Below are 20,615 nucleotides of genomic sequence, written 5' to 3' on the forward strand. Positions count from 1 at the left end.
GCCGGACCGTAGTTTGGAGAATACCCAACGCTAAGCAAAGCCGGAGTTTCGCACTACCGGCTTTTTGCACGAGCCATAAATACCAAAAAAAGACTGCCCGAGAGGAGCAGTCTTTTTTTGGTAGCATACAGCAACCGATTGTTACAATGCGTTGGTTTCGCCCATTCGGCGGTCCAGCACTTTGGTCATGCCAACCATGCGGGCAAGCACCAGCGAATGGATGTCGGGGTCGTTGAGGTTAAGGCCGTTGTTGCGGGCCATGAGGTAGCGGGTGAGCGTCGCGTTGTCGTCGAGGGTAACAGAAAGCTCGCGCTGCGCAGCCTCCCAGTCGGCATTATGCTCGGCCTGCAAATACTTAAACCGCAACTCAATAGTGCGGCTAACGAGTATCGACAATTGATTCAACACTTCTTCTTCCGTCTCCGACAAAACTCGATTCTCCTTCCCGATTACGGCCATCATGCCGATGCGGGAGCCGTCGGGCGTGCGTAGGGCTGCGCCGGCATAAAAGCTCAGGCCCATCTGCAAAGCCACATCGGGTTTGATGATCTGGCAGCTGTCGGGCGAATAGTCGGAGGTAACGATAGGCACATCGACCAAGATGGCTGCCGAACAAAGGCTGGAGTTGCGGGGCAACTCCGACAGGTCCTCTACTCCGGCCACCGCCTTGAACCAGACGTGCTCTTCATCGACCAGCGAAATTATAGCAATGGGGGTACTGAACAGCTGAGCTGCCCAGGCAACGAATTCGTCAAAAATGGGTTCAGGAGGTGTATTGGCAATCTGGTAAAGGTGCAGGGCCCGCAGCCGGGCAGCCTCATCGGCTGGAATCAGGCTATCGGGAAAGGAAATGCTCATGCAGTAAATTTAGTAGTTCGCCGGAGAACCCGGTAGGTCGAGCAATACAAAGCGGGCGTCGGCCGTCGCCCGAATCTCCAATACGTGCTCATCGGTGGCCCGAAGCTGGTCGCTGGTGCCCACATCGAGCCCGTTGACAAAAATCTGCCCCTCAAGCACGTAGATGAATGTATTCCGGATGGGAAAGGTTTTAAAGCGCACCGTTTCGTCGGCGTCGAGGTTGCACCAGTAAATAGTGCTGTTGGAATTGATGTACAGTAGGTCTTCGAGTACTTTCTGGCCCGAGGCCACCGGAATCAGCTTGTTGCTGGTATCAAACAGACTCACATCTTTCTGCTCGTAGCAGGGGGCCAGGCCACTCTGGCTCGGCAGCAGCCAGATCTGGTAAATGTGCGTGGGCGTATCGGTGGCGTTCATTTCGGCATGCGCTAGGCCTGTACCGGCCGTAATACGCTGCGCATCACCTTTTTTAATGGTTCCGCGGTTGCCCACTGTGTCGTCGTGCTGCAATTCGCCGTCGAGTATCAGCGTCACAATCTCCATTTCGGAGCGCGGCTGCTGCGGATAGCCGCCCTTTCCTTGAATAGTCGCGTCGTTGAACGCCCGTAGCGGGCCAAAGTGCTCGTTATCGGAGTCGTTGTAATCGGCATAACTGAGCAGATAGTAGCTGCTTAGCCAGTTGGTTGGAGTGGCGTGGTATCGGTCGGTGGCAGGAATCAGCTTCAGCATCAGGAAAGAGAAGTCAGGTGAGTAGTGTTCCGATTTACGCAGCCCGCCCCCGGAAGTTAGGCAGCGCCTATATCAAGATCCGGCCCTGCCGCCAACAAAGACAGCAGGGCCGGAAAATGGACACCGTTAAAGATACCTCCAGATTACTGTAGTATCTCATAGGCAACTACCTTATCAGCCTAGGCCAACGGGGCAGTGTAGTTATACTTTTTTCATAGTCGAAACCTGCTGCTGCAAGTCGAGCACGATGCTGGCCAGGCGAGTCAGCGAAAGGTCGGCAATGGGGAAGGTGCTGCTGATGTAGGCCTTGGCCTCCCAGATTTCCACCACATCCTCCACATCGATTTCGTAGGGCGAGTACAGCGGGTTATCAGAGTGCAGCGCCAGCATGGCGTTGTCTTTGAGCCGATTGAAGACGCGCTTGAACACGATACCTTCCTTGCTGCTGACGATAATGCAGGGCGTGCCGTCCTTGAGGTTCAGCCAGTCATCGACGTAGCGGCCCACGATAACGGTGCCGCTGGCAATGGGTAGCATCGAGTCGCCGGCAATTTCGAAGGCCCGGAACGTGCCCGAGCTACCCAGCATGGGCAGCCGGAACTTGGGCAATTCCTCCAGGTACTCGGGGTCGGCGTAACCGTTGAGGTAGCCGGCAGCGGCCTTTTGGGGCACCAACTCGATGTTCTCGTTCTGCTCGCGGTCTACGGTCAGGGCCAGGATGCGCAGCTTTCCGCCACCCGCATAATCGGCGCTGGTATCAGTAGCAGCCATTTGGGCATTCTGGGCCTGCAGCTGGGCAGCGGCCTTGGCGTTCTTTTTCTTGCTGAAGTCGGTGGTTACCAGCGCATCGAGCGTGATGCCGAACAGGCGGGCCATGTTCACGAGGGTAGCCAGCTTAGGTTCGGCCCGGCCCTCCTCATAAGCGCCTACCAACGAACGTTTAATGCCCAGTTTTTCGGCCATCTGAGCCTGAGTCAGGCTTAATTCGCGCCGCCAGAATTTGAGGTTAGTGTTAATCATAACGCAGGGAAAGCCGGGAAAACGAAACGATAAGGGCAAGTATGGACCGGCTCACGAAGATAGGAACTACGTTACGATAATACTAATTCAATTAGCTGAGATATTTACTAATATTTTTGTGCTTCGCCGGAAGCCGGTGATTAGACAAGCGGGATGACAACAGCGACTCTACTCGCCGCGTAGCCGCCGGAAATACTGCTGGGCCAGCCGCAGCCGGAAGTAGTCGTAGTCTTCGCGCAAATGGTCAAACAGGTCGCGCAGCAGGGGCTGGCCGCCGAGCTGGGCTACGGCAGTCTGGATGTTAGCCAGGTCCTGCGACGACAGAAAGTCCTCCATCCGCAGCTCGAAACCGTTGGTATAGACCGTGGTTAGGTGGCTCTGGATGGTGCTCAGGGCCAGGCCGCGGCGCTCGGCAATGGCCTCGAGGCTCAGACCCATACGGTGGAGCTGGTAGGTGGTCTCAACAGTGGAGCCCGCCTCAGTATTCGCTTCCTTCTTAACTGCCTCTTTTTTGCGCGGGGCACGCGCCGCGCCAGCATCGTCGGGGTCGAGCCCGGCGGGCAGCTCGTCGTCGAACTCGGCTTGGGCGGCGGGGTTGCCGCCGTGGGCCATCACCTCGCGGATGAAGGCCTCGCCGTAGGTGTCGAACTTCTTCATGCCCACACCCGAAATACCCAGCATGGCCACTCGGTTCACGGGCCGCTCGGCCGCCATTTCGGTCAGCGTGGCGTCGGTGAAGATGACGTAAGGCGGCACGCCCTGCTCGTCGGCAATGCGCTTGCGCAGGGCGCGCAAGGCCTCGAACAGCTGGGCCTCGCGCGAAGTAGGAGCCGCGGCCGAAGCGGTAGCGGCAGCTTTGCGGCCCCGGGGCTTTTTCTCGGCCTTCTCGGCGGGCTGAAATTTCTTCATCGACACCGGACGCTGGCCCAGCAGGACTTCGCGGCCCAGGTCGGTGATTTTCAGCGCGTAGCCTTCCTCGTAGGCAATGTACACCAAGCCGTCATTCAGCATCTGGTGCACGTAGCTGTACCAATCGAGGTAGGGCAGGTCGCGGCCGGCACCGTAAGTTTTTATCTGGTCGAAGCCGCCGCTGAGCACGGCCTGGTTGCGCATGCCGCGCAGCACGTCAATCAGCAGGCTAATGCTAAGCCGCTCGCGGCCCCTCACCAGCGCCGAAAGGGCTTTCTGGGCTATTTCGGTGCCGTCGAAGGTAGTGGGCGGGTTGCGGCAGATGTCACAGTTGCCGCAGTCGTGGGGCAGCGTTTCGCCGAAGTAGTTGAGCAGCACGCGGCGCCGGCAGCCGGCGGCCTCGGCAAACTGCTGCATGCGCTCCAGTTTGGTGAGGTTGAGCTGGTTGAGCTGCGGATTTTCCTTGGTGAGCATGTCGCGCAGGCTCATCACGTCGCCAAACGAGTAGAACAGCAGGGCCGTGGCGGGCGAGCCGTCGCGGCCGGCCCGACCGATTTCCTGGTAGTAGCCCTCGATGTTTTTGGGCAGGTTGTAGTGAATCACCCAGCGCACGTTGCTCTTGTCGATGCCCATGCCGAAAGCAATGGTAGCCACAATCACCTGCAGGTCATCCTTCAGAAATCCTTCCTGCACCGCACTACGCTGGTTGGGCGTTAGGCCGGCATGATAGTAGCCGGCCTTAATGCCCTTGGCCTGAATTTTCTGGGCCAGCGTTTCGCACTGCTTGCGGCTCAGGCAGTAGATGATGCCCGCCTCACCCTGGTGGCGCTCCAGAAACTCCAGAATGCCCCCTACCCGGTCCTGACCCGGCCGCACAATGAGGTTGAGGTTGGGCCGGTCAAAACTTGACAGGAACACCTTGGGCTTGGTCAGGCGCAACTGCTGCTGAATATCGCGGCGGGTGAGGCGGTCGGCGGTGGCGGTGAGGGCGATGATGGGCACCTCGGGGAACTGCTCGCGCAGCACCCGGAGCTTGGTGTACTCGGGCCGGAAGTCGTGGCCCCAGGAGCTGATGCAGTGGGCCTCGTCGATGGCGAACATACTCACCCGCAGCCGCTTCAAAAAGCTCAGAAAGCCATCGGAAAGCAGCTTTTCTGGGCTTACGTAGAGGAGCTTGAGGTGGCCGTTGAGGCAGTCGGCGGCGATGTTGTTGGCCTCGCTGGTGCCGATGCTGGAGTTGATGTATGCCGCCGGAATACCGTTGGCCTTCAGGGCTTCCACCTGGTCTTTCATCAGGGCAATCAGCGGCGACACTACGATGCAGACGCCCTCCTGCACCACGGCCGGCACCTGGAAACAGACACTTTTGCCGCCGCCGGTGGGCATGAGCACCACCGTGTCCTTCCCGCCCATGATGTTGCTGATGATATCCTCCTGCATCGGCCGAAACGTGTCGTAGCCGTAGTACTTTTTCAGCACAAGGCGGGCAGATTCGATGGTTGGGGCGAGGGGTTCGGCGGCGAATAGCATAGCGCAAAGGTAAGGTAAATGGCGGCGGGGGAAAGCAGGAAATGAACCTGCGCAAAGCGGGAATCGTGCACGCGGCCTGCAAAATCGTGCACGTCCGGCCGTAGCAGGCTCCCGTACAAGAGGCTAGTAATTCATTTAATCTATCTCCTTTCCAGTATGAGCCAATCCACCACTTCCGCCACCCAGAACCAGCAGGTTCTCGATGCTCTCGCCCGCTGCATTGCCGCCTGCGAAATGTGCGCCACCGCCTGCCTGAACGAAGATGATATCAAGATGATGGTGACCTGCATCCGCCTCGACCGCGACTGCGCCGACATCTGCCGCCTCACTCACGCCTTCATCGCCCGCGGCTCCGACCACGCCCAGCACGTGCTTAAGGAGTGCATCGAAATCTGCCAGAAGTGCGCCGACGAGTGCGGGAAGCATAAGCACGACCATTGCCAGAAGTGCGCTGAAGCCTGCCGCGCCTGCGTGGAGGCCTGCAAGAGCTACCAGAAATAACCCTAGGAAGTAAATCCTTCCACCAAAACGGCGTAGGGTGCGGGGCTCGTCCCCGCCCGCCATTGAACGAATCCCACGCGGACTGTTCAACGGCGGGCGGGGACAAGCCCCGCACCCTACGCCGTTCTGGTAGCTTTATACTACTTCCCCAGCTCCAGCACCACGGCCGTTTTGGCGGGCAGCGTCAGCGTGTTCAGGTTGGCTACGGCTTCTCCCGTCAGCACGTTTTTCGCCTGCGTGAAGCCACTCATACGCTCCGAAAAGCGGACGGTGGGCAATGAAGCCTCCTTGTCGGTGGTGTTGGTGGCGACCATTACCGTGCCGTTAGCATCGTAGCGAAAGTACACGTAGAGGCCGTTTTCGGGCAGATACTGCATCAGCTGGCCCGAGCTGAGCACGGGGTGCGTACGGCGGTAGGTAGCCAGGGTGCGCACGAAGTTGAAGGCGTCGTTTTCGGCAGCGGTGCGCCCGGCCACCGTAAACTTATTGTCTTTGTCGCCGGGGAAGCCGCCGGGAAAGTCGCGGCGCACTTCGGCATCCGAGGGGTCCTTGTAGTTTTTCATCAGGATTTCGGTGCCGTAATAGATGCTCGGAATGCCGCGGGTAGTCAGCATCCAGGTCAGCCCCATTTTATACTTGTCCACATCCTCCCCTACTTCCGAGAGGTAGCGGTTGTGGTCGTGGTTGTCGAGGAAGGTAACCAGCTTATTGGGGTCCTGGTACACGGCATCCTGGGCCAGGGCCTGGTACACGCGCTGGGCACCGTTGTCCCAGCCGGTGGCGCCGGGGGTGCCCACTTCCTTCAGGGCAGCCAGCATGCCACCCTCCAGCACAAAGTCGAGGGCGCCGGGCTGATTGGACTTGAAGGGGAAATCCAGCTTGTTACGCACATAGTAGGCCTGGTCCACCACGTTGTTCACCCACGACTCGCCGAAGATGTGAATGTTGGGGTATTGGGCCAGTAGCGCCGCGTTGCAGCGGTTCATGAACGGCTGGTCGTTGTAGAGGTAGGTGTCAATCCGCCAGGCATCCACCCCAAAGTTTTCGACTGACCACAGCGCGTGCTGGATCAGGAAGTTGGCCACGTAAGGGTTTTGCTGATTGAGGTCGGGCAGGAAGGGTACAAACCAACCGTCGGTGGTCACGAGCCGGTCGGTTTTGGCTGCGTGCGGGTCGGTAATGGGCTGGTAGCGGTAGCTGGTGTTGGTGTAGCTGGGCCACTGGTGCAGCCAGTCCTTAGAGGGCAAGTCCTTCACAAACCAGTGGTTGATGCCCACGTGGTTGTACACGGCATCCTGCACCACTTTCAGGCCCTTGGTATGCGCCTGCTGCACGAAATCGAGGTAGGCCGCGTTGCCACCCAGCCGCTTATCAACGGTGTAATGGTCGGTGAAACCGTAGCCATGGTAGGCCGAGCGCATAGTGCCGCCCTCATCAGTGAGGGGCTGGTTGTTTTCGATGACCGGCGTGAGCCAAACTGCCGTTACGCCCAAGTCCTGCAGGTAATCGAGTTTCTGAGCCGCGCCCTGTAGGTCGCCGCCATGCCGGTAAAAGGGGTTGGCGCGGTCGGCGTCGGGGTCGGCCAGGTCTTTGAACTTATCGTTTTTCGGGTCGCCGTTCACGAACCGGTCGGGCATGGCCAGGTAAATCAGGTCGGCATCGGTTACGCCCTGACCCTTAGGGCGGTTGTCACGGGCCTTCAGCTCCCATTTGTGGGTGATGAGCTTGTTGCCGCTCCGGCCCACCAGCCGCACGGTGCCGGGCTTGGCATCGGGCGCAATAGTCAGGTCGAGAAAGGCGTAATTGGGGTTCTCAACGGTGCCAGTTTTGGTAAGCGTGACGCCGGGATATTCGACCGTGTAGGTCAGTGTGCCAGCCTGAGGGCCGTACACGAGCAACTGTACCTTCGGCTCCTGCATGCCCACCCACCAGTTGGTCGGGTTTACGCGAGTGATAGACTGGGCAAAAGTCAGCAGCGGCAACAGGACCAACAGCAGCAGGAGCAGTTTTTTCATGAGCGGGGTGAGGTTGATGCGTAAGTTAAACAGGTAAATTGGCACAATAGAACGTCATGCTGAGTGAAGGCGCAGCCGTAGTCGAAACATCTCTACCGCTTCGTTGCAATGACTAAGCAGGCGAAAGAGTTAGCACTGCGGTAGAGATGCTTCGACTACGGCTGCGCCTTCGCTCAGCATGACGGACTAGTTTTCACTCTTTCTATTCAGTTTTCGTCCGTTCCTGCTCGCTTCCCTCTTCGCCTTCCTTCACCACTTTCCGCGTGCCCCGGTACAGCTCGTACTTCAGCAACCGGCAGTCAATCGGGCCATTATATAAAGGAATACGGCGCGAGGCTTTCAGGCCGACGCGTTTAGCCGCCAGTAGGTTGCCGGTGAAAATATACGCGTCGTAGCCCTGGAAACCGGTTTTCAGCGTGTCGCCGATGGTTTTGTAGAGGTCGTCCATCTCGGTTTCTTCGCCGATTCGCTCGCCGTAGGGTGGGTTGGTCAGCACAATGCCGGGCTCGGCGCGGGCGGGGGCGGCGGCGTCCTTCACGTCGCGCACGCCGAGGCGGATGAAGTCTTCGAGGTCGGCGGCGGCTATGTTTTCGCGGGCCAGCTCGATGAAGTCCCGGCTCAGGTCGGAGCCGCCGATATAGCACTGGGGCTCCTCCAGGCGCATTTGGCGGGCATCCATCTGCACGGTTTCCCAGAGCACAGCGTCGAAATCGGCCCAGTGCTCGAACCCGAACTTGCCCTGGTGGTACAGCCCCGGCGCGATGCGCTGGGCGATGAGGGCGGCCTCGGTAAGAATGGTGCCCGAGCCGCACATGGGGTCCACGAGGGTCGTTTTGCCATCCCAGCCCGACAGCAGCAGCAGGCCGGCGGCCAGGGCCTCATTCAGCGGGGCCACGTTGGTTTGCTGGCGGTAGCCGCGCTTGTGCAGCGACTCGCCCGAGGCATCGAGGCTCAACACCACCTCGTTCTCCAGCATGTGCAGATGCAGCCGGATGTCGGGGTTGCGCACATCTACGTTGGGCCGCTCGCCGGTGCGGTTGCGGAACTGATCCACGATGGCGTCTTTGGTGAGCTGGGCCACGAACAACGAGTGCTCCAGGTTGGACTTGTTGACGACGGCCGTGATGGCAAACGTCTGGTCCTGGCGCAGGTACTTGGTCCAGTCGATTCGGCCCACCTCGCGGTACAGAGATTTTTCGTCGGGGGCGGAGAAGCCGGCGAAGGGCCGCAGGATGCGCACGGCGGTGCGGCACCACAGGCAGGCCTCGTAGAGCAGCTGTTGGTTGCCGCTGAACTCAATGGCCCGCTGCCCCACCTTCTCGATTTTCGCGCCCAGCTCGCGCAACTCCTGAGCCAGCACTTCTTCGAGCCCGAACTGGGTGGTGGCGGTCATGTAAAACGGCTGGTCGCGGCGGTTGGCAGACATAGGGAAGAGTCAGGTGAAGCCGCAAAGGTCGGAAATCTGGGGCAAGCGTGTATCTTGGGGCGGCGGATGGTGGCAGGTATCGGGCCATTATCAGTTAGGTAAGCGCCATTGAGCTGCGTTAATCAGAGTGTTATGGCTAATACTAAAGACGAGTAAATGACATCGACATCTAAGAATAAGATTTTGAATGACGACATACAAACGAAAATCAAACGGCTTGCATACTATCAAATTTTTGGCGGTGTAATTGGCATCATACTGATAATATGGCTAATTGCGCAAACAGTGACAATAACCGGGATTTTAATTCTAATTTTTATTTTTGCCGCTGGACTTTATTCATTCTCTATCTACTGCGGAAATCATTTGTTGAAAGAAGAAACAGAGATTGGACTTAAACTTTCAATAATTAATCAAGCCCTACAAGTGATAAATTTTTCAGTTTCGGGGTTTGCTTTCAAGTTTGTTGCAGGGCTCGCACTGATAGCAAGCATTGATTACACTGATGACTTTAAATTCACTTTTAATTTTTCACTTTCCGAATCTCAATTTACTATCAATAGTGAGGAAGAATTTATAATCATGGGGTTTAATATGGTCGCAATCTATCTAGTTTACTTCATTGACAAATTACAACAAGAAATTGAAAATATAGAGACAATGTCCAAGGCTTCCAAAAGTATCGACCTATCTGCACAAAGTCCGGCAGCTGAAGAAATTTAGACTACCAATCCATGCCCACCCTCCAACGCTTCCTCGACGCCCAGCAGGCCACGTACCCAACGGCCCTAACGGAAATCCGCAACGGCCGCAAGCGCAGCCATTGGATGTGGTTTATTTTCCCGCAGCTTCGGGGCCTGGGTTTCAGCGAAACGGCCCGCTTCTACGGCATAGCGGATGCGGCCGAAGCCGCCGCCTACCTGGCCCACCCGGTGCTGGGGCCGCGGCTGCTCGACATCTGCGAGGCACTGTTGCAACTGGATTCGTCCGACGCGACCCGCATCCTCGGCAGCCCCGACGATTTGAAGCTCAGCTCCTCGATGACGCTGTTCGGGGCCGTGCCGGGCGCGTCGGCGGTGTTTGGGGCGGTGCTGGAGCGGTTTTTCGGCGGCGAGTCAGACCCACGGACGCTGGCGCTACTGGGAGGTTAAGCGTGTTTCCGGGGCCGAAGAGCCAGGACGAAAAAGTGCTAAATCTCCCGGCATTTCACCCAAAATCCGTAGCATTGCTGAGCCGGCCCGTGCGCCGGCTTTTTACTTTCCCCCATGGCCGCTCCCCTCGCCTCTTCTTCCGCTACTGCCGCCGCGCCGGCCACCGCCCGCTCCTACGTGGGGCCGATGGTGCTCATGACCACCCTGTTCTTCCTGTTCGGGGCCGTCACTAACTTCAACGACGTGCTCATGCCCTACCTCAAGGACGTGTGCCAGCTCACCGATTTCCAGTCGACGGCCGTGCAGTCGGCTTTTTTTGGGGCCTATTTCTTGATGTCGTTGCCGGCAGGGCGGGTGCTGGAAAAGCTGGGGTTTAAGCGCGGCATTGTGCTGGGCCTGCTCGTGATGGGCGTGGGCGCGCTGCTGTTCGTACCAGCTGCCAACTCGCGTACGTTTTCGCTGTTTCTGCTGGCGCTTAGCTTTTTGGGGGCCGGCATTACGCTATTGCAGGTGGCGGCCAACCCCTACGTGAGTGTGCTGGGCCCGGCCCGCACTGCCGCCAGCCGGGTGAGCATCGTGGGTGTGGCCAACGGGCTGGGCGGCACCCTTTCGCCGCTCATCGGCGGCCTGATCCTATTCGGGGGCTCCACGATGCTCAAGGCGCAGTTGGCCCAACTGCCGCTGGAGCAGCGCCTGAGCGAGGAAGCCGCGCTTGTAAAACCGCTTTACATCGGCCTGGCCGTATTTCTAGGGATATTGGCGCTGCTGTTTTTCCTGGTGCGCCTGCCCGAAATTGAGAGCCTGCCCGCCGATGAGGACGCTGCCGCCGCGCAGGCCGCCGCCGAAACCGGCCGCTCCTCAGCCCTCAGCTTCCGGCACCTGACGCTAGGCGTAGTGGCCATTTTCGTGTACGTGGGCGTGGAAGTGGGCATCGGCTCGTTCATCATCCGCTACGGTGAAGCCCAGGATATCCGCCAACTCAGCGGCTTTACGCAGGAGCTGGTGCGCATCCTCAGCCTGGCCACCAACTGGGCCGCCGCACTGTTCGGCAACACGCCCGAAGCCATCGACACCACAGCCGGTTTCACCAAGGCCGTGGGCGCGGTGCTGGTGGCCTCCTACTGGTTTGGCGTGATGGTGGGCCGCATCATCGGCATTCCGCTGCTCAGCCGCTTCGATGCCCGCAAGCTGCTGGCGGGCGTGTGCGCGGCGGGCGTGGCGCTGGTTACGCTCTCCATTTTCAGCCAAGGCGAAACTGCGCTGTGGCTGGTGGTGCTCTGCGGCCTATGTAATGCTATTATCTGGCCCGTAGTGTTCCCGCTGGCCATTACGGGGCTGGGCCGATTCACCAAACAAGGCTCGTCGTACCTGATTATGGCTATCGTGGGCGGGGCTATTATCCCCCCGCTCATGGGCTTGGTAGCTACCCACGGCGGTGGCCTGCGTGTGGCCTTCATCCTACCCGCCCTCTGCTATGCCTACCTGCTATTTTACGCCCTGAACGGCTACCGGGTCCAGCGTGGTTAGCTGTTAGAACGTCATCCAGCGCGCAGTGAAGCACGATGTAGGGGCGGGGACAAGCCCCGCCCCTACATCGTTAACAAGTGACCAACTCCTTACTGCTCGTTCAGACTCCAATTATACTCCTTGTAGCTCAGCTTTGCGTCAGGGGCTATCTTCTGCTTGGCGTAGCGGTTTACGGCATCCTGGATGGAAGTGCTGCCGTTCTTTTCGAAGTCGCCGGGGTAGAAGTTGTAGATGGCCGACAGCGTGGGAGTGGCGGCAGGCGTGAGGTCGTTTTTCTGGGGGTTGTTGATGAAGCTGCGGCCCTGGTCGGCGAGCTGTTCCTGCACTCTGGCACCCACATACGCCTCCTGCCGTAGCGGCGGGCACGACATGGCGGCGCACACCAGCGCGTAATGAATGCGGTTGTCGTCGAACTGCTTGCGGATGATGCGGTGCTCGATGTCGTTGAGCGTGTAGCGCTTGCCGCCGAGCGGGATGAAATCCTGGTCCCAGACGGTATTGACGAAGATTTTGTCGCCGCCTAAGTCTTTGATGCTCTTTACCGGATACGACCGGATAATGCGCTGCAGCGTGAAGGCATTATAAACGTTGATCCAGTAGGCCAGTTTCTCATCAGCGGGCGAATTCTTGGCTGGCAGGTTGTCACCGAGGGTTTTCAGATAGGAATTCAGCGAGGCGCTATCCTGCTTGAGGCCCTTATAATTCACCATTCCTTGCTCATCGACGTACTTTTTGAGCAGCCCATCCCAGGCCGAATGGTCGAGAGTGCGGCCGTCCTGCGAGGTTGGGTTGAGCGGAATCAGGTAGCCAACGTAGCCGCAGCCGCCGGAAGCCAGCGCGCCGGCAGTCAGCAAAGTACCCAAGGCCAGGCGGGAAGTAAAGCGGGAAATACGCTGCATATCAGAAGGAAATGTTCGGAAGAAGTGACCGGCTGGTAGGGCCGGGCTGGCATATACGGAGTTGGCAGTCTGAACAGTTGTAATTGGGGCGGGAGTTACTGGCAGGTTGGAAACAGCATGGTGTAGGGGCGGGGCTTGTCGGGCTGCCCATTGACAACTGACAACTAATGTACCTTTGGGTTCTCACGTTTCGCCGCTGCTATGAACCCCGCCCCCACGCTTGAATCCAACGTTTCGCTCCGCCCCTACAACACCTTTGGCCTCGAAGTAACGGCCCGCTGGTTTGCCCGCTTTGCTTCGGTTGATGAGTTACGGGCGCTTCTGGCGCTACCCGAGGTGCAGGCCGCCGAAAAGCTTATTCTCGGCGGCGGCTCCAACCTGCTGTTCACCCGCAACTTCGAGGGCGTGGTGCTCAAAAACGAAATCCGGGGGCTCGAAGTGGTGGACCAAGACGACGAAACAGCCCTGGTACGGTCAGGCGCCGGCGAATCGTGGCATGCGCTGGTGCAGTATGCGCTGGGCCAGGAGCTGAGCGGCATCGAGAACCTGTCGTTAATACCGGGCACGGTGGGCGCGGCTCCGCTCCAGAACATCGGCGCCTACGGGGCCGAGCTGAAAGACACGTTCGAGCAGCTGGAGGCCCTGGAGCTGGCTACCGGCCGGCTGCGCACGTTTTTGGGGGCCGAGTGCGGCTTCGGCTACCGCGAAAGCGTATTCAAAGGCCCGCTCAAAAATCAGTTCATCGTTACCAGCGTGCTGCTACGGCTGCATCGCCAGGCGCGCCCCAACGTGCGCTACGGCGACATCCAGACGACGCTCCAGGACATGGGCATCGAGGGCGAGCCTACGCCGCTGCATATCAGTGAGGCTGTCAGCAGCATCCGCCGCAGCAAGCTGCCCGACCCGGCCCAGATTGGCAACGCGGGCTCGTTCTTCAAAAACCCCGAAGTCTCGCAGGCCAAGTTCGATGAGCTGAAAAGCCAGTTTGAGGGTCTGCCGGGTTACCCCGTGCCGGGCGGCGTGAAGGTACCTGCCGCCTGGCTGATCGAGCAGTGCGGCTGGAAAGGCCAGCGCCGCGGCCCCCACGGCGTACACGACCGGCAGGCGCTGGTGCTCGTGAACCACGGCGGCGCCCAAGGCCAGGATATTCGCGACCTGGCCTACGAAATCATTGCCTCAGTGCGCGAGAAGTTCGGCATCGAGCTGCACCCCGAAGTGAACATTATGTAGCCGCGGGCCGGCCAAGGCCGGCATCATGCAAACTTCATCCGGCCGCCTCGCATTTTGTCGCTGAAATCAAGATCTTTGTCTCATGTCTGCCTGCGGGTAGCCTACTTTTTCCACCCCTTTTCTGCCTCTCGTTTGATGAAAAAATTACCCTTGCTGGCGTTGCTGCTGAGTCTGGCCGGCTGGCAGTCGGCGCAGGCGCAAACTGCTATTACTATTGGGGCCGCCCGGGTGCAGGCACCAACTTTCAATACCTCGGGAGCCACCGTTACGCTGCGTGGCATCGTTACCAACGGCGCCGAGCTAGGGGCCATCCGCTACATGCAGGACGGCACCGGCGGCATTGCCGTGTATTCGGCCACCCAACTCGGCTCGGTAGTAGCCGGCGACTCGATTCTGGTTACCGGCGTGCTCAAGGATTTCCGGGGGCTGCTTGAAATCGACCCCATCACCTCGCTTGAGGTAGTAGCCGGCAACCGGCCGCTGCCTAAGCCTGTCGAGTTTTCGGTGGCTACTGCCACTGCCGCCTACGCCGAGCAGTACGAGGGCCAGCTGGTGAAGCTGGTAGATGCCACCACCGTAACCACTGTTGCGGGCGCGCCGGTATCGGCCTTTTCGGCCAACACCTCTTACCGGGTGAGTGGCAACGCCGCTACCGTGATGTACGTGAACCGGGCTTCCGACGGGCCCGACGGGCTGGTGGGCAAGCCCTCGCCTACCGGCGTTTTCGATGTGGTCGGTATCATGAGCCAGTTCACCAACACGGCCCCGACGGGCGGCGGTGCTGCGGCTGGCTACCAGCTGCTGCCGCGCCTCTACGCCGACTTCCGGCAGGGCAACACGCCTAATTTCCTGGCTACGCCCTACCCTACCAATATCAGCACCACCGGCTTCACGGTAAACTTCGTTACCCAGAACGCCGGCAGCAGCAAGCTGGAGTACGCCTCCAGCCCTGCTGGCCCGTTTACGGCCGTAAATAACACGGCCAGCACTACCAGCCACAGCCTCGCTATCACGGGCCTGCAGCCGGCCACCATTTACTACGTGAAGGCCAGCAGCACCAACGCCGTGGGCCTCTCCGAGTCGCGGGTAGTGCCCATGATTACGGCTTCAAACTCGACGGGCAAGATGCGCACCTACTTCACCAGCACCGTGAATTCGGCGCTGGCCCTGCCCGGCAACACTGCCCTGTACCTGCCCAACGGCGCCATGGCTGACACGGTGGCCCGCTACATTGGCCTGGCCAAGCAGACGCTCGACATTGCCATCTATAACTGGAACAGCGCCACAATTGTAACGGCCGTGAATGCCGCCAAAACCCGCGGTGTAAACGTGCGCGTTATCTACGAAGGTGAAAACGCCAACATCAGCCTTTCCAGCCTCGACCCCGCCATCCCGCGCATTAAGCGCCAGACGCTGCAGAACATCATGCACAACAAGTTTGTGGTGATTGACGCCAACAGCGCCGAGCCCAACCAGCCCTGGGTCTGGACCGGCTCGACCAACTGGACGCCCGCCCAGCTCAGCACCGACCGCAACAACTCCATTGCCGTGCAGGACCAGTCGCTGGCCCGCACCTACACCGTCGAGTTCAACGAAATGTGGGGCGGCGGCACCCAGGCTACGGCCCTGTTCGGCTCGCGCAAAACCGACAACACGCCGCACTACTTCAGCATTGCCGGCAAGCAGGTAGAGTCGTGGTTCTCGCCCACCGACAACGTGAATGGCCGCCTGATTGACGCCATCCAGTCGGCCGATCAGGACCTGCACATTGCTACCATGCTGCTCACCCAAACCGATATCGGCAACGCCATTGCCAACCAGATCCGGACTAAAAACATAGCCGGCTGCTCGGAGATGCTGATGGAGAGCATTCAGGCCAACTCCGCCGCCCAAGACATCTTCGACAACATCAAAACTGTACTTGGCGCGCGCCTCATGCTGGACAACCCGACCGGCATCATGCACCACAAGTACGCCATCATCGACGCTACCGCGCCCCAGTCGGACCCGCAGGTGTTCGTGGGCTCGCACAACTGGAGCCTGTCGGCCAACACCGAAAACGACGAGAATACGCTGATTGTGCATGATGAGCGCATTACCAACCAGTACTACCAGGAGTTTGCCCAGCGCATTGCCGACCAGAACAACGGCGTGCAGGTGTGCAACCTAGTGCTGGCCACCAAAAACGCCAGCATCCAGCGCAGCAGCGTGCAGGTGTACCCCAACCCCACCACCGGCAAGTTCAGCCTGCGGGTGCAGACGGGTGCTGCCCGCACGGCCCGCGTAGTGCTACGCGACGCCACCGGCCGCGTGGTACTCGACCAGACCAAGCCCCTTAACGGCCAGGACGTGAGCGTAGACGCCTCCGCCCTGAAAGCCGGTCTGTACATAGTGCAAATCGTAACCCCCGAAGCCACGCAGATCAGCCGCGTGGTTGTGGAGTAGGTTGCCAGAACGGAGAGGTGAGAATTTTCACCGGCTCTGGCAAGTCGTAAAAGGCAGCTCCCGAAAAGGGAGCTGCCTTTTTTTTAAACTGATTAGCAATATATTACTGAGCTTTATAGCAATGCGGCAACCACTTTCTATTTACGTTTCACGACCTTTCCATCCACTCTTTTTACTATCCCATATGCGTACAAATCGACTTTATCTGACGGGTATCCTGCTGGCCTGCGGCTGGGGAAATGCCTACACTACCCTAGCCCAGCAAACCACCGCGTATACCCTGCCTTCAGTGGTTCAGGCGCAAGCCGTCTTTGTGCTGAACTCCACTATTATCGTCAATGGCATGCTGAACAAATTGCCCCCGAACGATATCAAAGCGGTGATGGTGTATAAGGGCAACAAAGCAGAATATCCCGTTCAGCTCCGGAACCTCGGGGCGGGCATCATAGATATTAAACTGGCCAAACGCATAAAAAGCCAGTCGTTTGCCAAGTTGGGCAAGCAGCTGGGCATAAACGGCCCAGTCCTGTTCGCCCTCAATGGCCACCCGCTCGACGCGCCCACAGTGGCCGGCCTGCGCATTGCGCCAGCTGCCATCGGCCAGCTGCACATTGTGCGCCCCACGGCCGGGCAAACCGCCACGCTCGTGGATGTGTGGCTGGCTCAGTCGCCCAAGACCGAATCCGCGCCCGGTACTATCATGATTCGCGGTACTGCCGGCCGCTAGGTAGTAGTCGGTGCAAATCAAATGTTGAATAAAGACAAAAAGCGTCTCCCCATACCGGGGAGACGCTTTTTGCGTTGACAAACGCTTTGTTAAATCGGCTGCGACGCTTGCTGGTGTGCCTTCCAGCGACGCGCGGCCCACTCCTGGCGCTGCTCGGGGGTCTGGAAGGTCCAGGCCACGATGCGGCTGATTTTCTGGCCCTGCTTCATCTCGATGGTACGGGTTTCGGGCGAGCCGGCTAGTTTGAGGAAGTGGTAGATGCTGGGCAGGGTTTCCTTTTTGGAGATGAGCGTGCTGAACCACAGCACCCGCTCGCGCACACCCACGCTCTGGGCTACCATGCGCTTCAAAAATCCCTCCTCGCCACCTTCACACCACAGCTCCGTGTTCTGCCCCCCGAAATTGAGCACCGGCGCACCACTCGTTTTGGGGTAGCCCAGGTTGCGGCCCTTGCGGCGGCTGCCGCTGGCGGCTTCCTCGGCCGAGGCGTGGAACGGCGGGTTGCATACCACCAGATCGAACTCCTCGCGGGGCTTCACAATATCCTCGAACACAAAAGCCTGATGGCTCTGCGCCCGCAGCTCCACCCGATTCGCCAGTGCCGGGTTGGCCGCCACCATGCTCTTGGCCGCTTTCAAGGCCACCGAATCAGTTTCGGAGCCCACAAAGCGCCAGCCATAGGCTTTGGTGCCGATGATGGGGTACACGCAATTAGCGCCCACGCCAATGTCGAGCACGTGCACGGCTTTGTCGGTGGGTACGGTGCCCGCGTTGTCGGTGGCCAGCAGGTCGGCGGCGTAGTGCAGGTAGTCGGCGCGGCCAGGGATGGGCGGGCAGAGGTAGCCGGCCGGCACGTCCCAGTGCTGCACGTCGTAGTGCTGCCGTAGCAGCGCCTGGTTCAGGGCCTTCACGGCGGCAGGGTTAGCGAAGTCGATGCTATTATCACCGGCCGGATTGGACACCACGAAGGGCGCAAGGGCAGGACTGGCGGCCGTGAGTTGGGCGAAATCGTAGCGGCCGTTGTGGGGGTTGCGAGGATGCAAGAGGAGGATGGTTTTGATGTGAGCGAGCCTTGATTGGCTGCTTTTCGGTAAGGTACTGCTTTCGAAGAACGTCATGCTGAGCGGAGCCGAAGCATGACGTTCTTGTTTGTTAATTATCTCGGCCTACTTCAATACGGCCACGGTTACGCCGTCGCCGCCGCGGTCGGCGTGCTCGTCGGCTACGCTGGCTACTTCGCGGGCGCGGTGCAGGTAGTCGCGGGCAATCTGGCGTAGCACGCCGTTGCCGCGGCCGTGCAGGATTCTGATTTCCGGGATGCCCAGCATGATGGCATCGTCGACGTAGCTCTGAATTTTGGTCAGCGCATCTTCGGCCCGCTCGCCGCGCAAATCCAGCGTGGGGTTGAAGGTAGCCATGCGGCCAGTGGTATTGAAGCCCGAACCCGCATACTGAGCCGGAGCCAGCCGGGCCGCCTTCTTCTCCCGCTCCCGGATTTCGGAACGCGTGAGCTTTTCGAGTTGGCCAATCTTGACGATGGTTTTCATGCCGCCGAACGATACCTCGGCGGTTTTGCCCTTCACGCTCATGATTTCGCCGTGGCCCTCCTGGCCCAGCAGCGCCACTTTGTCGCCGGGCTTAAGGGTGGCCGGGTCGGCCAGCTCACGGGTGGCGCGGGCTTTCGGCGGCTCAATCTGCAGCTTCTCGCGCACGAAGGTGTCGAGCTTGCCACGGGCTTCCTTGGTGCGCTCCTTGTCGGCCTGGCCCAACCGGATTTCCTGGATGGTGGCCTCGATTTGCTGGTTGGTGTCGCGGAGCAGCGTTTTGGCCTGGGCCTTGGCCGTGCGCAGGGTTTCCTGGGTGGTATCGTCGAGGTAGCGTTTGAGGTCCTGGTATTCCTGGGCGGCTTTTTTCAGGCGGCGCTCGGCTTTGGCGGCTTCGGCGGTGCGCTGCTCCAGCTCGGTTTTCTCCTTTTCGAGACCTTCGAGCAGCTGGTCGTAGCGGATTTTATCCTTGCCCACGAGCTGGCTGGCCCGCTCCACGAGCTGCCGGGGCAGGCCAATCTTGCGGGCAATTTCGATGGCAAACGAGGAACCCGGCTTACCAATTTCGAGGCGGTAAAGCGGCTGTAGCTTATCGGGGTCGTAGCGCATGGCCCCGTTCACGATGCCGGGCGTGCGCTCGGCGTAGTTTTTCAAGTTGGTGTAGTGGGTGGTGATGACGCCGAACGCGCGGGCCCGGTTGAGCTGCTCCAACACGGCCTCGGCAATGGCGCCGCCCAGGCTAGGCTCGGTGCCGGTACCAAATTCGTCGATCAGCACTAGGCTGCGCTTATTAGCCAGCGTGATAAACTGCTTCATATTAAGCAGGTGCGAGGAGTACGTGCTCAGGTCGTTTTCCAGACTCTGCTCGTCGCCGATATCAATGAATACATCATCAAACATGCCGGCCTCCGACTTCTCGCCGGCCGGAATCAGCAACCCGCATTGCAGCATGTACTGCACCAGGCCCACCGTTTTCATACTCACCGACTTACCGCCGGCATTCGGTCCCGAAATCAGCAAAATGCGCTGCTCGGGCGTCAGCTCAATATCGAGCGGCACTACCTCGCGGGGGTTGTCCTTGGCGTGGGCCAGGAAGGTGAGGTAGAGCAGCGGATGGCGCACCTGCTTCCAGCGCATCATCGGCTGCGGGTGCAGCACCGGCAGCGTAGCTTCGAGGCGGCGGGCCAGTTGGGCCTTGGCTCGGATGAAGTCAATCAGCCCCAGGTATTGGTAGGCCTTGCGCAGGTCTGGAATGTGGGGGCGCAGCTGGGCCGTGAGTTGGGTGAGAATGCGCATCAGCTCGCGCTGGTAGGCATTGTCGAGGTCCTTGATGTCGTTGTTGAGCTCGAAAACCGCCTCGGGCTCGATGTACACCGTCTGGCCGGTGGCCGACTCGTCATGAATTAGGCCCTTCACACGACGCTTGTGCTCGGCTACCACCGGCAGCACCAGCCGCCCGCCCCGAATGGTGGGCTCGGCACCTTCGGGCACCCAGCCCTGCTGGCGGGCATTACGCAGGATGCTGCCAATCTGCTTGCGCAGCATCATCTGCCGCGAAATCAGCTCCTGGCGCAGCTGGCGCAGTAGCGGCGAGGCGTCGTCGCGCACCAATCCCTCGTCGTCCACCACCTTATCCATGGCAGCCAGCAGGTTGCGGTCGACCTGCACACCGATGCCCAGCAGGCGCAGCGTAGGATACAGGTCGTCCTCGGCCCGCGAGAAAAATGTGAGGGCCTCACGGATGGTGCGCAGGCTCATCTTGATGGCGAAGAACGCCGACACATCGAGGTAGGAGCCCGACAGGTTGGCCCGCACCAAGTACGGGTTCACATCGTGGTAGTGGCTGCCGGGGAAATCGACGCCGCTGTTGAGAAGCTGGCGAAACTCGTCGGTTTGCAGCAGCAGCTTCTGGAGCTGCTCGGCCTGCGTCTGGAAGCTCATCTTGCTTACAAAGTGCCGGCCCAGGCCGCTCAGGCACAACTCATTTAGCATATCCCGCAGTTGGGAGAAGCCAATTTTCTGCTCGAAATTCTGAGGAAGAATCAAATTAAGTACTGCGTAGTAGGTACTGGGTAATTGGAGGACAGCGCGAAGGTAAACAGCA

16 protein-coding genes are annotated in these 20,615 nt (G+C 59.5%); 7 read left to right on the forward strand and 9 right to left on the reverse strand.

The window, feature by feature from the left end; genetic code table 11:
• Positions 1-141 precede the first annotated feature (141 nt).
• The 4 genes from HW556_RS04155 to recQ all read right to left on the reverse strand — a co-directional run bounded on the left by HW556_RS04155 (position 142) and on the right by recQ (position 5,046).
• Positions 142-858, reverse strand: a complete 717-nt coding sequence (locus tag HW556_RS04155) for a GAF domain-containing protein (protein ID WP_176898250.1) — start codon at positions 856-858, stop codon at positions 142-144.
• Positions 859-867: 9 nt separating this feature from the next.
• Complete coding sequence (locus HW556_RS04160) at positions 868-1,587, reverse strand: pirin family protein (RefSeq protein ID WP_176898251.1); 720 nt, start codon at positions 1,585-1,587, stop codon at positions 868-870.
• A gap of 201 nt (positions 1,588-1,788) precedes the next feature.
• Positions 1,789-2,607, reverse strand: coding sequence for a helix-turn-helix domain-containing protein (locus tag HW556_RS04165; protein WP_176898252.1), 819 nt, complete (start codon positions 2,605-2,607; stop codon positions 1,789-1,791).
• A 168-nt stretch (positions 2,608-2,775) separates the two neighbouring features.
• Positions 2,776-5,046 carry a DNA helicase RecQ gene (recQ, locus tag HW556_RS04170; RefSeq protein ID WP_176898253.1) on the reverse strand — a complete coding sequence of 757 codons (2,271 nt, stop codon included), beginning with the start codon at positions 5,044-5,046 and terminating at the stop codon, positions 2,776-2,778.
• A 156-nt stretch (positions 5,047-5,202) separates the two neighbouring features.
• Between recQ and HW556_RS04175 the strand changes: the two genes are divergently transcribed.
• A complete protein-coding gene (locus tag HW556_RS04175; protein WP_176898255.1) occupies positions 5,203-5,547 on the forward strand; it encodes a four-helix bundle copper-binding protein in 345 nt (114 codons plus the stop codon).
• A gap of 140 nt (positions 5,548-5,687) precedes the next feature.
• Here HW556_RS04175 and HW556_RS04180 read toward each other — a convergent pair whose 3' ends face one another.
• Both HW556_RS04180 and HW556_RS04185 read right to left on the reverse strand, forming a co-directional pair.
• On the reverse strand, positions 5,688-7,562 hold the full coding sequence (locus HW556_RS04180; RefSeq protein ID WP_176898257.1) for a glycoside hydrolase family 13 protein: 1,875 nt from the start codon (positions 7,560-7,562) through the stop codon (positions 5,688-5,690).
• Between the two features lie 202 nt (positions 7,563-7,764).
• On the reverse strand, positions 7,765-8,988 hold the full coding sequence (locus HW556_RS04185) for a THUMP domain-containing class I SAM-dependent RNA methyltransferase (protein WP_176898259.1): 1,224 nt from the start codon (positions 8,986-8,988) through the stop codon (positions 7,765-7,767).
• 183 nt (positions 8,989-9,171) lie between these two features.
• Here HW556_RS04185 and HW556_RS04190 point away from each other — a divergent pair, with 183 nt between their 5' ends.
• From HW556_RS04190 to HW556_RS04200, 3 genes are all read left to right on the forward strand, one after another.
• On the forward strand, positions 9,172-9,711 hold the full coding sequence (locus HW556_RS04190; protein WP_176898261.1) for a hypothetical protein: 540 nt from the start codon (positions 9,172-9,174) through the stop codon (positions 9,709-9,711).
• Between the two features lie 11 nt (positions 9,712-9,722).
• Positions 9,723-10,139 (forward strand): DUF1810 domain-containing protein, encoded by a 417-nt coding sequence (locus HW556_RS04195; protein ID WP_176898263.1) that lies wholly within the window; start codon positions 9,723-9,725, stop codon positions 10,137-10,139.
• 114 nt (positions 10,140-10,253) lie between these two features.
• Positions 10,254-11,666, forward strand: coding sequence for a sugar MFS transporter (locus HW556_RS04200; RefSeq protein WP_176898265.1), 1,413 nt, complete (start codon positions 10,254-10,256; stop codon positions 11,664-11,666).
• 89 nt (positions 11,667-11,755) lie between these two features.
• Here the strand turns inward: HW556_RS04200 and HW556_RS04205 are convergent, their stop codons facing one another.
• Positions 11,756-12,565, reverse strand: coding sequence for a DUF547 domain-containing protein (locus tag HW556_RS04205; RefSeq protein WP_176898267.1), 810 nt, complete (start codon positions 12,563-12,565; stop codon positions 11,756-11,758).
• 201 nt (positions 12,566-12,766) lie between these two features.
• On the opposite strand from HW556_RS04205, the gene murB reads away from it, so the two are divergent.
• From murB to HW556_RS04220, 3 genes are all read left to right on the forward strand, one after another.
• Positions 12,767-13,795 (forward strand): UDP-N-acetylmuramate dehydrogenase, encoded by a 1,029-nt coding sequence (murB, locus tag HW556_RS04210; protein ID WP_176898269.1) that lies wholly within the window; start codon positions 12,767-12,769, stop codon positions 13,793-13,795.
• Positions 13,796-13,930: 135 nt separating this feature from the next.
• Positions 13,931-16,240 (forward strand): phospholipase D-like domain-containing protein, encoded by a 2,310-nt coding sequence (locus tag HW556_RS04215; protein ID WP_176898271.1) that lies wholly within the window; start codon positions 13,931-13,933, stop codon positions 16,238-16,240.
• A 184-nt stretch (positions 16,241-16,424) separates the two neighbouring features.
• Positions 16,425-16,967 carry a hypothetical protein gene (locus HW556_RS04220; protein WP_176898273.1) on the forward strand — a complete coding sequence of 181 codons (543 nt, stop codon included), beginning with the start codon at positions 16,425-16,427 and terminating at the stop codon, positions 16,965-16,967.
• Positions 16,968-17,056: 89 nt separating this feature from the next.
• On the opposite strand, the gene rlmF is transcribed toward HW556_RS04220, so the two are convergent.
• Positions 17,057-18,010, reverse strand: coding sequence for a 23S rRNA (adenine(1618)-N(6))-methyltransferase RlmF (gene rlmF / locus HW556_RS04225; RefSeq protein ID WP_176898275.1), 954 nt, complete (start codon positions 18,008-18,010; stop codon positions 17,057-17,059).
• Positions 18,011-18,133: 123 nt separating this feature from the next.
• Positions 18,134-20,557: an endonuclease MutS2 gene (locus tag HW556_RS04230; protein ID WP_176898277.1), complete on the reverse strand. Its 2,424-nt coding sequence runs from the start codon at positions 20,555-20,557 to the stop codon at positions 18,134-18,136.
• Between the last annotated feature and the right edge of the window lie 58 nt (positions 20,558-20,615).

Source organism: Hymenobacter terrestris (assembly GCF_013377905.1).
GTDB lineage: Bacteria > Bacteroidota > Bacteroidia > Cytophagales > Hymenobacteraceae > Hymenobacter > Hymenobacter terrestris.

Bases quoted from the DNA above. Each gene is read 5' to 3' on its own strand.
- HW556_RS04155 (WP_176898250.1), bottom strand. From the start codon at position 858: ATGAGCATTTCCTTTCCCGATAGCCTGATTCCAGCCGATGAGGCTGCC.
- HW556_RS04160 (WP_176898251.1), bottom strand. From the start codon at position 1,587: ATGCTGAAGCTGATTCCTGCCACCGACCGATACCACGCCACTCCAACC.
- HW556_RS04165 (WP_176898252.1), bottom strand. From the start codon at position 2,607: ATGATTAACACTAACCTCAAATTCTGGCGGCGCGAATTAAGCCTGACT.
- recQ (WP_176898253.1), bottom strand. From the start codon at position 5,046: ATGCTATTCGCCGCCGAACCCCTCGCCCCAACCATCGAATCTGCCCGC.
- HW556_RS04175 (WP_176898255.1), top strand. From the start codon at position 5,203: ATGAGCCAATCCACCACTTCCGCCACCCAGAACCAGCAGGTTCTCGAT.
- HW556_RS04180 (WP_176898257.1), bottom strand. From the start codon at position 7,562: ATGAAAAAACTGCTCCTGCTGCTGTTGGTCCTGTTGCCGCTGCTGACT.
- HW556_RS04185 (WP_176898259.1), bottom strand. From the start codon at position 8,988: ATGTCTGCCAACCGCCGCGACCAGCCGTTTTACATGACCGCCACCACC.
- HW556_RS04195 (WP_176898263.1), top strand. From the start codon at position 9,723: ATGCCCACCCTCCAACGCTTCCTCGACGCCCAGCAGGCCACGTACCCA.
- HW556_RS04200 (WP_176898265.1), top strand. From the start codon at position 10,254: ATGGCCGCTCCCCTCGCCTCTTCTTCCGCTACTGCCGCCGCGCCGGCC.
- HW556_RS04205 (WP_176898267.1), bottom strand. From the start codon at position 12,565: ATGCAGCGTATTTCCCGCTTTACTTCCCGCCTGGCCTTGGGTACTTTG.
- murB (WP_176898269.1), top strand. From the start codon at position 12,767: ATGAACCCCGCCCCCACGCTTGAATCCAACGTTTCGCTCCGCCCCTAC.
- HW556_RS04215 (WP_176898271.1), top strand. From the start codon at position 13,931: ATGAAAAAATTACCCTTGCTGGCGTTGCTGCTGAGTCTGGCCGGCTGG.
- HW556_RS04220 (WP_176898273.1), top strand. From the start codon at position 16,425: ATGCGTACAAATCGACTTTATCTGACGGGTATCCTGCTGGCCTGCGGC.